Origin of the sequence: Streptomyces sp. YIM 130001 (genome assembly GCF_003574445.1) — a bacterium.
Classification (GTDB): Bacteria; Actinomycetota; Actinomycetes; order Streptomycetales; family Streptomycetaceae; genus Streptomyces.
The window spans coordinates 177,101-190,138 of sequence record NZ_KZ984563.1 but is presented as its reverse complement, the minus strand read 5'-3'; the positions used below and the strand labels follow the sequence as shown (position 1 = coordinate 190,138).

Below are 13,038 nucleotides of genomic sequence, written 5' to 3'. Positions count from 1 at the left end.
AGACTACGGGGCGGAGTAGGGTCTGCCGCTGAGGGACCGGTACGCCCGGGCCCGGGCCGCGGACGAGAGACAGGGCGGGACTCGAACCGACGGGGCCGCACGACGAGGGGACACGACCGCATGACCCAGCTCCGGGTGGCGGCCATCGCCGGCCTGACGCCGCTGGAGAAGCTGGACGAGGAGCCGTTCCTGGTGGACTCCCGTGCCCAGCACGCCCAGTGCGCAAGCTGGGCCGAGAAGCGCGGCTACGTGATCACCGCGGAGCTGCTGACCCACGCACTGCCCTTCGACCACCGCAGTCTCTGGAAGGACGCCGACGCGGGCCGGGTCGACCTGTTCGTGGCCCCCAGCCGCCGCGTCCTCGACCGTGCTCTGGACTCGCCGGACGCCTTCGCCGCCGAATGCGCCCGGCGCGGGCTGCGCCTGGAGACGACCGGTCTGGACGAGCCCGAGTACGACGCCACCGCCAAGGCCCGCCTGCACCGCCGTCTCTCCATGCCCACAGCCGGTTACGACGGCACGTAGGACGGGATCTCCGCCGTTCCGCAGAACGCCGTGAGCCCCGTGCCCGGCTGCCCGAATCCGGCCGGTTGCGGACGATACCGGCCGCCCTGGGTCGTCCCGTACGATCCGTGCCCACCCGTATGACACGCTGGGCCGGGGGCCCGCAGGCAGGGCCCGGAACGTGAGGTGACAGTGGTCCGGCGGCAGTGGCGGGCGATCGGCAAGGCCCTGTGGCGCATCGTCGCCGTCTGGGCCGTGAGCACCGTGACGATGCTCTCCCTCGCGGGGATCCTGCCCGACTTCCGGCTGCAGTCCGCCGACGGCGACACCGCCACCCGGATCGGCATCACCGCGGCGCTCGGGGCCGGAGCCTTCGGCCTCCTCGGGGCGCTGGTGTGGCCGCTCCTCGTCCGCGCGCTGCTGCTGGTGCCGGCCCTCGTCCTCGGCCTCCTCGTCTTCTTCCTCAACGGCTCGCTTCTCCTGGTGGCCCTGCGCCTGATTCCCGACGGCCGCGGCTCGGCCAACCCGGAGACCGCCGTCGTGGTGGCCGCCGTGATGTCCGCCGTCGCCTCCGCCACCTCCACCGCCCTCGCGGTACGTGACGACGACGCGTACCGGCGCCGTATCTACCGCCTGGCCGACCGGCGCCGCCGTCGCCTCGACGCGACGGCCGGCCCGCAGCCACCCGGAACGGTCTTCCTGCAGCTCGACGGCGTCGGGCACGACATGCTGCGGCACGCCGCGGACAACGGCCTGCTGCCGACGGTGGCCGCCCTCATGGAGTCCGGGCACCGCCTCACCCCATGGCGCACCGACTGGTCCAGCCAGACCGGCGCAAGCCAGCTGGCCATCCTGCACGGCACCAACCACGACATCCCCGCCTTCCGCTGGTACGAGAAGGACACCGGCGTCGTGATGGTCTGCAACCGGCCCGCGAGCGCCGCCGAACTGCAGCGGCGTGCCGTGGCCCGCACCGGCGACGGCGGACTCCTGACGCTCGACGGGGCCAGCCGCGGCAACCTGTTCAGCGGGGGAGCGGACCAGTTGGCGCTCGTCCTGTCGATCGCCGCGCGGCGCGGCCGGGCGAACCGGTCGAGGGCCGGCTACTTCGCGTACTTCGCCGATCCGGCCAACGCCGTACGGACCGCCCTGTCGTTCGTCGCCGAGGTCGGCCGCGAGATCGGTCAGTCCGTACGGGCGCGGCTGCGCCGGGACCGGCCGCGGGTCGGCCGCGGCGGTCTCTACCCGTTCATCAGGGCCTTCGCGACCGTCGTCGAGCGGGACGTGGTGGTGGCCGCGGTGCTCGGCGACATGCTGGCCGGACGCAGCGCCGTCTACGCCGACCTCGTCGCCTACGACGAAGTGGCCCACCACTCCGGGCCGCGCAGCCGTGACGCGGAGCTGGTGCTGCGGCGCCTCGACCGTTCCCTCGCCATGATCAGCCGGGTCGCCGAGCACGCACCGCGCGACTACCGGATCGTGCTGCTCTCCGACCACGGGCAGAGCCCCGGCGAAACGTTCCGCGCACGGTACGGGCTCAGTCTCGGCGACCTGGTGCGGGCCGGGTGCGGGTTGCCCGTGCCGCGCCGCGCGAACCGTACGCACAGCGGCGCCGAGGCGCGTTCCGCGGTCCGTGCGGCGCTGCACCGGCCCGTCGAGGAGGGCGGCGACGAGCACCGGCCGAGCCGCCGCGCCGAACCGGTCGTCCTCGCCTCCGGAAACCTCGGTCTCGTCTCCTTCCCTGACGTCTCCCACCGGCTGAGCAGGGAGGAGATCGACCGCAGGAACCCCGCCCTGCTCACCACCCTGGCCAACCATCCGGGCATCGGCTTCCTGCTGGTGAACAGCGAGGAGCACGGCCCGCTCGTGCTCGGCGCGAGCGGCGCGGAGGTCCGGCTCGACGACCTGGCGGACGATCCGTCCGCCGCGCCGGGTCCACTGGCGCCCTTCGGGCCCGGCGCCGCCGCCTCGGTGCTCCGCACGCACCGCTTCCCGCACGTCGCGGACATCATGGTCAACTCTGCGTACGATCCGGCCGATGGCGAGGTACTCGCCTTCGAGGAGCAGATCGGGTCGCACGGCGGACTCGGTGGCGAACAGTCGCGGGCGTTCCTGCTCGCGCCTCCCGGTCTGTCCGAACCGGTGCCGGGTGGTGGCGAGTTGGTGGGGGCGGAGCAGGTTCACGGGGTGTTGCGGCGGTGGTTGCGGGAGGGGGCGGGGCCCCAAGTGCCTCTGCTGCCCCTCGATCCGGGCCCCGTGGGGGATTCTGGCCTTCGTGAGGCTCCTCGGGCCGGGTAGGGGTGGCCCCGGCCGGGCTCTGGCGGGCCTTGTCCCGAACGTCCGACGGGCTGCAGGCGTGCGCCCCGCGGAAAATCGGCTGCGTCGTGGGCCCCGGTGCGCTCACACTGAACCTCCCGACCACCAGGAGGCTTCCACCGTGCAGGCTGCCGTGTCCGTCACTCCCGCCCGGGTGCCCGAGCTCTTGCTCGGGCTCGCCACTGTGCGACCGGTGTTCATCTGGGGAGCGCCCGGGATCGGCAAGTCGTCGCTGGTGCGGGCGTTCGCGGAGTCGCTCGGGCTCGAGTGCGTGAGCCTGCTCGGTACGCAGCTCGCGCCCGAGGACCTCATCGGTGTGCCGCAGATCCGGGACGGGCGCTCGGTGTTCTGCCCGCCCGAGGCCATCGCCCGGGACGAGCCGTACTGCCTCTTCCTCGACGAACTGAACGCGGCGACGCCCGACGTCCAGAAGGCCTTCTACTCGCTGATCCTCGACCGCAGGATCGGCGGCTACGAACTCCCCGAGGGCTCCCTGGTGATCGGCGCAGGCAACCGCGCCACCGACAACGCCTTGGCGCGCCCCATCGCCTCCGCCCTGATCAACCGCCTCACCCACATCCACCTCGAGGCCTCCGCCACCGACTGGCTGACCTGGGCCGCGGGCAACGGCATCCACCCCTGGATCACCGACTACCTCATCGACCGGCCCGACCACCTGTGGTCCAAGCCGCCGCGCACCGAGGAGCCGTTCTCCACGCCGCGTTCCTGGCACATGCTGTCGGACGCCCTGCACTCCTTCGGGCCCGCACTCGACGAGGACACCCTGAAGATCATCGCGTACGGCACGCTCACGCCCGCGCACGCGGTCTCCTTCTGCGGCTACGCCAAGATCGTGCGGCACGCCTACGGCATCGAGGCGATCATCAAGGGCGACGCCTCCTGGCCGCGGGGCCTGGAGGACCGGGACCTGCTGTACTACCTGGCCGACGCGTTCCGCGGCCGCCTGGTCAAGGAGCTGCCCGTCTCCAAGGAACATGTCTCCACCGCCGGACGGCAGACCGCGTTCCGGGCCAAGTCGCTGCTCGTGCAGCTGGCCGAGATCTCCGTCGAGGTCGCGCAGACCGTCATCGCGGACGACGCCGACGGACAGCCGGTGCTGCCCGCCTGGTTCCTGGTGGAGGCCGCCCGCGACCTGCCGCGCCTCGTCGAGGCCCGCCGGTGAGCCGTACCCGTGGCCGCCGCGCCGCTGCCCGGCCCGACCCGGCGGCCGAGGCGTTCCTCGCCGGGCTCGACAAGCTCCGCCGCAATCCGGCGCTCGCGGCTGTCGGCGCCACCTTCTGCCGGGAGAAGGAGTGCAAGCAGGCACCCATGCACGGCCTCGCCCGCGTCGACTCCGGCGGCACCGTGCACGTGCACCGCACCCGTCGCGTCGAACCGTCCGAATGGGCCTGGGCGTTGGCGCACTGCGTGATCCACCTCGGCTTCGGTCACGTGCCGGCCGCGCGCGGCGAGCGCGTACAGCCCGACCGCTTCGAGCTCGCCGCACGCTGCGCCGTCGTCAACCGCTTCCTGCTCACCTTCCCGGTGGGCCGGCCGCCGGACGACCTGCCCGCCGAATACCCGGGCGGCGACGAGGAGGAGCTCGCGGCGCGCTGGCGGCGCGACGGCATCCCGCCCGAGTACGAGCACTGCGGAACCGGGGGCGGCGAGGAGGACCAACTGCTCATCCCCTGGGGGGCGTTCGACAAGCCGAAGGACTGGCAGCTGGCCTTCGCCCACTCCCTGACCCGCACCATGTCGCAGGCCATGGACGTGGCAGGCGGACTGCGCGAGTCCATCGGAGCGGAGGCGGCCCCGCGCCGGCCCTGGGGGCACGCCCTCAACTGGTTCGTCTCCTCGTACCCGCTGCTCGGCGGTATCGCGTCCGGCATGAAACTGGTCGCCGACCCCGAACTCGCCCGCGCCCACGACATCGCCGTCGCAGCCGTCGACGCCGGCGCGGGCGAGATCTACATCAACCCGCACGCCAATCTCACCGCCGAGGAATGGCGCTTCGTCCTCGCCCACGAGATGCTGCACGCCGCCCTGCGGCACGGCGACCGCTGCGGCGCCCGAGACCCGTACCTGTACAACGTCGCGGCCGACTACGTCATCAACGGCTGGCTGGTCGAGATGCACGTCGGAGACATGCCCGCAGGTCTGCTGCACGACCCGGCGCTCGCCGGCCTGTCCGCCGAGGAGGTCTACGACCGGATCGCCGGCGACCTGCGCCGTATGCGCCGCCTGGCCACCCTGCGCGGCAAGGGCGCGGGCGACATCCTCGGCGGACCGCTGCGCCCGGCGGGGGAGTACGTCGACCTCGACACCTTCTACCGCCGCGGCCTCACCCAGGGCTTCGACCTGCACCGCCAGGGCGAACGCGGCACGCTGCCGGCCGGCCTGGTGCAGGAGATCCGCGCCCTGACCCAGCCCCCGCTGCCCTGGGACGCCCAACTCGCCCGCTGGTTCGACGAGTTCGTGCCGAGCCCCGAACCGGTGCGCAGCTTCGCCCGCCCCGCGCGCAGGCAGGCCGCGACCCCGGACATCCCGCGGGCCGGCCGGTACTTCCCGCCCGAGGAGATCCAGCGCTGCACCTTCGGCGTCGTGCTCGACACCTCCGCATCCATGGACCGGACCCTGCTCGGCAAGGGCCTCGGCGCCATCGCCTCGTACGCCACGGCCCGGGACGTCCCGGCCGCCCGGGTGGTGTTCTGCGACGCCGCACCGCACGACGCGGGCTATCTGCCGGTCACCGGCATCGCCGACCGCGTACGGGTGCGGGGGCGCGGCGGCACGGAGCTGCAACCGGGCATCGACCTGTTGCTGCGGGCCGACGACTTCCCGCCCGGTGCGCCCGTCCTGGTGATCACGGACGGGGACTGCGACACCCTGCGGGTCCGCAGGGAGCACGCGTACCTGCTGCCGCGTGGCGGACGGCTGCCGTTCACCGCACGGGGACCGGTGTTCCATGTGAGCTGACGCCGGATGTGGTCGGATGGAGTACGTAACGCAGCTTGCTCCGGGGCCCGGTGTTCCGACGCCCCGGCGAACGACCATCGAACGAAAGGCTTGCATCGTGGCGACCACGCGCACCGCGCACACCGTCTGGAACGGCAACCTCCTGGAAGGCCAGGGGAAGGTCGCGCTCGACTCCTCCGGAGTCGGCCAGTTCCCCGTCTCCTGGCCCTCGCGCGCGGAGGAGGCGAACGGCAAGACCAGCCCCGAGGAACTGATCGCCGCCGCCCACTCCAGCTGCTTCTCGATGGCACTGTCCGCCGGCCTCACGAAGGCGGGGACGCCGCCCACCAAGCTGGTCACGCAGGCAGAGGTGACCCTTCAGCCCGGCACGGGGATCACGGGCATCCACCTCAGCGTGGAGGGCGACGTGCCCGGGCTCGACGAGGACGGGTTCCTCGAGGCGGCCGAGGGCGCGAAGGCGAACTGCCCGGTCAGCCAGGCACTCTCCGGTACGGACATCACGCTTTCCGCGAAGCTCAGCTGACGCGGCGTCGGCGGGGGCTTGGAACAAGCGCCCTCGTATCAAGCCCCTCCGACGGCAGCGGGCGTCACGACCCCGTCCGCTCCCAGCCCCGCCGGTCCGGACGCGCCCCCAGCTGGGACTCGTCGCGGCTGCGGTAGACGACGTACGGGCGGAAGAGGTACTGGACCGGCGCGCTGAACATGTGGACCAGGCGCGTGAACGGGATCAGGGCGAAGAGCACGAGTGCCAGCACCACATGGATCTGGTACGTCAGCGGCACCCCCACCATCAGCTCCGTCTTCGGCTGCAGCGTGAACAGGCTGCGCACCCAAGGGGCAATGGATTCGCGGTAGTTGTAGCCGTGGTCGAACGTCGAGTTGGTGAGCTTGGCCCACATACCCATCACCAGGGACGCGAAGAGGACCAGGTACATCAGCTTGTCGTTCGCCGTGGTGGCGCGGAACACCGGAGCCTTGGTGCGCCGCCGGTAGATCAGCATCACGATGCCGATCACCGCGAGGACTCCGGCCACCGTCCCGCCGTACAGCGAGATGATGTGGTACGCGTGCTCCTTGAGCCGCACCGCGTCCGTCCACGACTCCGGGATGAACAAGCCCATCAGATGGCCGACGAGCACGAAGAGCATCCCGTAGTGGAACATCGGCGAGGCGATGTTCAGGAGCTTCGACTCGTACACCTGCGAGGAGCGGGTGGTCCAGCCGAACTTGTCGTAGCGGTAGCGCCACACGGTGCCCGCGATGAGCAGGGCCACCGCGACGTACGGCAGCACGCCCCAGAGCAGCGTCCTCATGAATTCTCTCCGGTCAGTACGGGCAACAGGCGTGCGGCGCCGAAGGGTTCGAGGCCGACGTCCTCGCGGGGCGGCCCGCCCCGGGCCAGTGCGTGCGCCTCGGCCCGGTCCTTCGGCGAGGGCCCGGGCAGGGTCGAGCACACCGCGTCGAGCACACCGGCGTACGGGGTGCCGTGGTCGGTCAGGGCGAGGCGCAGGAGTTCGAGACCGGGCCGGTACTCCTGGAGGAGCGCCGTCCCGGCCTGCGCGGTGAACTCGAGCACCGCCGGCAGGAAGTCCGGCAGCTCCTCGCCGGTGAACTCCAGACCGTGCTCGCGGTACACCTCCTTGAAGTGCACCAGAGTCATGCCGCGGCGCCGGGTGTCGCCGTCGCGCCACCAGCTCAGGTACAGGCTGTGCCGGTTCTTGAAGTCGAAGACGCGGACGTAGTGGGCGGCCAGTTTACCGGGGCCCGCCTCGGCGGCGAAGTCGGTGAACTCCCTCAGTTGTGGGACTGCTCGGCGTACCAGCGGCAGGTTCGACCAGAAGGCGTCGTCGGGATAGGTCAGGCAGTGCGCCGCCGCCTGGTGGAGGACTGCGTGCGCCTCGGCGGTGCCTCTGCGTGTCACGGGCCCTCCTTGATCTCCTCGACGCTGGGTTCGTCGTCGGCGGTCTGCTTGTCGCGCAGCCGGTGGAAGTTCTCGATCGTCACCAGGGGCAGGTTCTTGCGTCCGGAGTCCTGGCCGAACGGCCCCTCGCCGCCCATGCCGGGGCCGCCGTCGAAGTCGAGGCTGCAGCTGTCCGGCAGCGCGGACTCCTCCAGGCGCTGTGCGTCCCCGACCGCCGCGGTCGGGATCACATAGCGGTCCTCGTACTTGGCGATGGCGAGCAGCCGGTACATCTCCTCGATCGTGCGGGCGTCCATGCCGATCGAGTCGGCGATCGCCGGATCGGGTTCCTCGCCGAGGTTCACCGCCCGCATGTGGGAACGCATCGCGGCGAGTTTCGTCAACGAGGACCGGACCGGCGCGACATCACCTGCCGTGAAGATCTCCGCCAGGTACTCGAGCGGGATCCGCAGGGTGTCGATCGCGCCGAAGAGATTGCCCGCCTCCTCGCCGTCGAAGCCCGTATCGGTGAGCGCGTCGACCACCGGGGACAGCGGCGGGATGTACCAGACCATCGGCATCGTCCGGTACTCCGGATGCAGCGGAAGCGCCACCTTGTACGTGCTGATCAGCGCACGGACCGGGGAGCGGCGTGCGGCCTCGATCCAGTCGTGCGCGATCCCGGCCCGCTCGGCCTCGCGGCGCACCTCGGGGTCGTCGGGGTCGAGGAACACGCCCAACTGGGCCTCGTACAGGGCCTTGTCGTCCTTCGTGGAGGCCGCCTCGGTGACCTTGTCGGCGTCGTAGAGGATCACCCCGAGGTAGCGCAGGCGGCCGACGCAGGTCTCCGAGCACACCGTCGGCAGACCGACCTCGACGCGCGGATAGCACATCGTGCACTTCTCGGCCTTGCCGGTGCGGTGGTTGAAGTAGACCTTCTTGTACGGGCATCCGGTGACGCACATCCGCCAGCCGCGGCACTGGTCCTGGTCGACCAGGACGATGCCGTCCTCGCTGCGCTTGTACATCGCGCCCGACGGGCAGGACGCCACGCACGACGGGTTCAGGCAGTGCTCGCAGATCCGCGGCAGATAGAACATGAAGGTCTGCTCGAAGGCGAACTTCACTTTGTCCGCGGCCTGTTGGCGGGTCTTCTCCACCATCGGGTCCTGGTCGCCGTGCTCGGTGGCGCCGCCCAGGTTGTCGTCCCAGTTCGACGACCACTCGATCTTCATGGGCTTGCCGCTGATCAGCGAACGCGGCTCGGCCACCGGGTAGTCGTCACCGAGCGGGGCGTCGGTGAGGTTCTTGTACTCGTACGTCCAGGGCTCGTAGTAGTCCTTGATCTCGGGCAGCTTCGGGTTGGAGAAGATGCCGGCGAGCTTCTTGAAGCGTCCGCCGTTCTTGAGTTTCAGGGCGCCGCGCTTGTTGAGGGTCCAGCCGCCCTTCCACTGCTCCTGGTCCTCGTAGCGGCGTGGATAGCCCTGACCCGGGCGGGTCTCCACGTTGTTGAACCAGACGTACTCCATGCCGGTGCGGTTGGTCCATGCCTGCTTGCAGGTCACCGAGCAGGTGTGGCACCCGATGCACTTGTCGAGGTTCATGACCATCGCGATCTGTGCCATGACGCGCATAGTTCGAGCTGCTCCCCGCTCTAGTAGGACACTGTCTGCGAACGCCTGCGGATGACGGTCACCTCGTCGCGCTGGTTACCGGTCGGCCCCAAGTAGTTGAAAGCCCAGGACAGTTGGGCGTAGCCGCCGATGAGGTGGCTGGGTTTCATCAGGACCCTCGTCAGCGAGTTGTGGATGCCGCCGCGGCGGCCCGTCGCCTCCGCCTTCGGCACGTTGACCGTGCGTTCCTGGGCGTGGTGCATGTAGACCGTGCCGGCCGGCATGCGGTGCGAGACGATCGCGCGGGCGACCACCACACCGTTGCGGTTGACCGCCTCGATCCAGTCGTTGTCCTTGACCCCGATGGAATCGGCGTCCTGCGGAGACATCCAGATGCACTGGCCGCCTCGTGACAGGGACAGCATGAAGAGGTTGTCCTGGTACTCGGAGTGGATGGACCACTTGTTGTGCGGGGTGAGGTAACGGACCGTCACCTGCTTCTCCCCGTCCGGGCCGAGGACCGGCTCGTTGAACAGACGGTGCATGTCGAGCGGCGGCCGGTACACCGGCAGCGCTTCGCCGAGCTCGTGGATCCAGTCGTGGTCGAGGAAGAAGTGCTGGCGGCCGGTGAGGGTGTGCCACGGCTTGAGGTGCTCGGTATTGAGCGTGAACGCCGTGTAGCGGCGACCGCCGGACTCGCTGCCCGACCACTCCGGTGAGGTGATCACCGGGACCGGTGCGGCCTGGGTGTCCGCGTACGTGACGCGCTTGCCCTCGGCCTCCGCGGCCAGATGAGCCATCTCCTGGCCGGTGCGCTCCTCGAGAGTGTGGAAGCCCTGCGTGGCGAGCCGCCCGTTCGTGGTGCCGGACAGCGCCAGGATCGTATTGGCCGCCTTCACGGCCGTGTCCAGGAGCGGCCGCCCGTCGGCGGGACCGCCGCGCGCGGTGCCGTTGCGCCGGGCCAGGTCCGCGACCTCCTCGTCCGGGCGGAACGAGATGCCCTTCACCGGGAGGCCGAGCTTGTCGGCGAGCGGGCCCAGTGCCGCGAACTTGGCGCCGATCGCCGTGTAGTCGCGCTCCACCACCGTCAGATTGGGCATCGTGCGGCCCGGCACCGGTTCGCAGTCGCCGCGCTTCCAGTCCAGGCACACCCCGCCCGGCTGCGCCGTCTCACCCGGGGTGTCGTGCTGCAGGGCCGTGGCCACCAGGTCCTTGCGGACGTCCAGGTGCCCGGCGGCGAGTTCACTGAATCGCTGGGCCAGGCCGTGGAAGGTGTCGAAGTCGGTCCGCGCCTGCCACGGCGGGTCCACGGCAGGCGTGAACGAGTGCACGTAGGGGTGCATGTCGGTCGACGACAGGTCGTGCTTCTCGTACCAGGTGGCCGCCGGCAGCACCACGTCCGAGAGGAGCGTGGAGGAGGTCTGCCGGAAGTCGAGCGACAGGAGCAGGTCGAGCTTTCCCTCGGGCGCCTCCTCGTGCCACTTCACATCGCGCGGCCGCTCGTCCTCGGACGCCTCCTGGGCGTTCAACGAGGAGTGGGTGCCGAGCAGATGGCGGCTGAAGTACTCGGCGCCCTTCGCCGACGAACCGAGCAGATTGGCCCGCCACAGGGTCAGCACCCGCGGCCAGTTCTCCGGCGCGTCCGGATCCTCGCACGCGAACTTCAGGCTGCCCGCCTTGAGTTGCTCCACCGCGTCCGCCACCGGATCCGCACTCTCGGCGAGATCGAGCGGATTGCGGTCGAACGTCGGGTACGAGGGCATCCAGCCCATCCGCGCCGACTGCGCGAGGCAGTCCGCGCCGGTCATGCCGTCGAAGCGGCCCTCGCCGAGCGGCGAGGCCAGCACGTCGGCGCCGAACTTGTCGTAGCGCCACTGGTCGGTGTTGAGGAACCAATACGCCGCGCCGATCATCTGCCGTGGCGGCCGGCTCCAGTCGCCCGCGCCCGCGAGGGTGGCCCAGCCGGTGGACGGCCGGCACTTCTCCTGGCCCACGTAGTGCGCCCAGCCGCCGCCGTTGCGGCCCTGGCAGCCGGTGAGCTGGAGCAGGGCGAGGAAGGCGCGGTAGATGGTCTCCGAGTGGAACCAGTGGTTGGTGCCGGCGCCCATCAGGATCATGCAGCGGCCCTCGGACCGCTCCGCGGTGTCCGCGAACTCCCGGGCGATCCGGACCGCGGCCGCGGCCGGCACCGAGGTCAGCGCTTCCTGCCAGCCCGGCGTACCGGGAGCGTCCACGTCCTCGTACGAGGAAGGCCAGTCGCCGGGCAGACCGTCGCGCCCGACCCCGTACTGCGCGAGCAGCAGGTCGAACACGGTGGTGACGAGCGGTCCGTCCTGGCCGCCGAGCCGGGTGGCGGGCACCCCGCGCCGCAGTACCTCGCCGCGGCCCTGCCCATGCTCGCCGCCCTCGGTGTCGAACCGGGGGAGCAGCACCTCCACGCCGGCCGCCACCTCGCTGTCCTGCAGCGAGAGGCGCGGCTCGATGTCGCCCAGGTCCAGGTTCCACTTGCCCTTGCCCGAGTCCGTCCAGCGAAAGCCGAGAGAGCCGCTCGGCACCACCGGCTCGCCGGTAACGTCGTCGAGCACCACGGTCTTCCAGTCGGCGCCCTCGGAGTCGTCCCCGACGTCGCTCGCCCGCAGGAACTTGTGCGGCACCCACGCCCCGTCCCGACGGGTCAGGGTCACCAGGAACGGCAGGTCGGTGAATCTGCGTACGTAGTCCGAGAAGAACGCGGACTGCTTCTCCACGAAGAACTCGCGCAGGATCACATGCCCCATCGCGATGGCGAGCGCGCCGTCCGTGCCGGGATGCGGATGCAGCCACTCGTCGGCGAACTTGGCGTTGTCCGCGTAGTCGGGGGCGACCACCACGACCTTCTGGCCGCGGTAGCGGGCCTCCGCCATCCAGTGCGCGTCCGGGGTCCGGGTGACCGGGACATTGGAGCCCCACATCATCAGATACGCGGCGTCCCACCAGTCTCCGGACTCCGGCACATCGGTCTGGTCGCCGAACACCTGCGGCGAGGCGACCGGCAGGTCCGCGTACCAGTCGTAGAACGACAGCATCGGCGCACCGATCAGACTCATGAACCGTGCGCCCGCCGCGTGCGAGACCATCGACATCGCGGGGATGGGGGAGAAGCCGGCGACCCGGTCGGGCCCGTACTTGTCGATCGTGTGCACATGCGCCGCGGCGACGATCTCCAGGGACTCGTCCCAGGTCGCGCGCACCAGACCGCCCTTGCCGCGGGCCTGCTGGTAGCGGCGCCGGCGCTCCGGGTCGCCCTGGATGTCGGCCCAGGCCAGCACCGGGTCACCGAGCCGCTGCCGCGCCTCCCGGTACATCTCGAGCAGTACGCCCCTGATGTAGGGGTAGCGCACCCGGGTCGGCGAGTACGTGTACCAGGAGAAGGCGGCGCCGCGCGGGCAGCCGCGCGGCTCGTACTCGGGGCGGTCGGGGCCCACCGACGGGTAGTCCGTCTGCTGGGTCTCCCAGGTGATGATGCCGTCCTTGACGTACACCTTCCAGCGACAGGAGCCCGTGCAGTTCACCCCGTGCGTGGAGTTCACGACCTTGTCGTGACTCCACCGGTCCCGGTAGAACGCGTCCGCCGCCCGGCCGCCCTCGATCTGCACGCTGTGCATGTCCGGTGCGGCGGTACCCCGGCGGAAGTACTTGCCGGCGCGTAGCAGCGCCGCCCCGGGTTCGGTCACATGGTCGGTCACC

At 70.8% G+C, this 13,038-nt stretch carries 9 protein-coding genes; 5 read left to right on the top strand and 4 right to left on the bottom strand.

Translation table 11 applies throughout. From position 1 onward, the window contains the following. Nucleotides 1–120: 120 nt before the first annotated feature. The 5 genes from DSC45_RS26505 (at nt 121) to DSC45_RS26485 (ending at nt 6,322) form a co-directional block, all read left to right on the top strand. The gene (locus tag DSC45_RS26505) at nt 121–525 is read left to right on the top strand and encodes a hypothetical protein (protein WP_119294459.1); all 405 of its coding nucleotides are present in this window, start codon (nt 121–123) and stop codon (nt 523–525) included. A gap of 171 nt (nt 526–696) precedes the next feature. Next, nucleotides 697–2,802 carry a phage holin family protein gene (locus tag DSC45_RS26500; protein WP_119294458.1) on the top strand — a complete coding sequence of 702 codons (2,106 nt, stop codon included), beginning with the start codon at nt 697–699 and terminating at the stop codon, nt 2,800–2,802. 139 nt (nt 2,803–2,941) lie between these two features. After that, entirely contained in the window at nt 2,942–4,003 is a 1,062-nt protein-coding gene (locus DSC45_RS26495) for an ATP-binding protein (protein ID WP_119294457.1), read from the top strand. After that, entirely contained in the window at nt 4,000–5,799 is a 1,800-nt protein-coding gene (locus tag DSC45_RS26490; protein ID WP_119294456.1) for a vWA domain-containing protein, read from the top strand. The genes DSC45_RS26495 and DSC45_RS26490 overlap by 4 nt, the downstream gene beginning before the upstream one ends. Nucleotides 5,800–5,896: 97 nt before the next feature. Further along, on the top strand, nt 5,897–6,322 hold the full coding sequence (locus DSC45_RS26485; RefSeq protein WP_119294455.1) for an OsmC family protein: 426 nt from the start codon (nt 5,897–5,899) through the stop codon (nt 6,320–6,322). Between the two features lie 64 nt (nt 6,323–6,386). Here DSC45_RS26485 and narI read toward each other — a convergent pair whose 3' ends face one another. The 4 genes from narI to DSC45_RS26465 are packed head-to-tail and all read right to left on the bottom strand — an operon-like array spanning nt 6,387 to nt 13,037. Beyond that, entirely contained in the window at nt 6,387–7,112 is a 726-nt protein-coding gene (gene narI / locus DSC45_RS26480) for a respiratory nitrate reductase subunit gamma (protein ID WP_119294454.1), read from the bottom strand. Continuing rightward, on the bottom strand, nt 7,109–7,720 hold the full coding sequence (gene narJ / locus DSC45_RS26475; RefSeq protein WP_119294453.1) for a nitrate reductase molybdenum cofactor assembly chaperone: 612 nt from the start codon (nt 7,718–7,720) through the stop codon (nt 7,109–7,111). The genes narI and narJ overlap by 4 nt, the downstream gene beginning before the upstream one ends. Further along, the gene (gene narH / locus DSC45_RS26470) at nt 7,717–9,333 is read right to left on the bottom strand and encodes a nitrate reductase subunit beta (protein ID WP_119294452.1); all 1,617 of its coding nucleotides are present in this window, start codon (nt 9,331–9,333) and stop codon (nt 7,717–7,719) included. Before narH ends, narJ begins: the two co-directional genes overlap by 4 nt. Nucleotides 9,334–9,353: 20 nt before the next feature. Further along, entirely contained in the window at nt 9,354–13,037 is a 3,684-nt protein-coding gene (locus DSC45_RS26465) for a nitrate reductase subunit alpha (protein ID WP_119294451.1), read from the bottom strand. Nucleotide 13,038 lies beyond the last annotated feature (1 nt).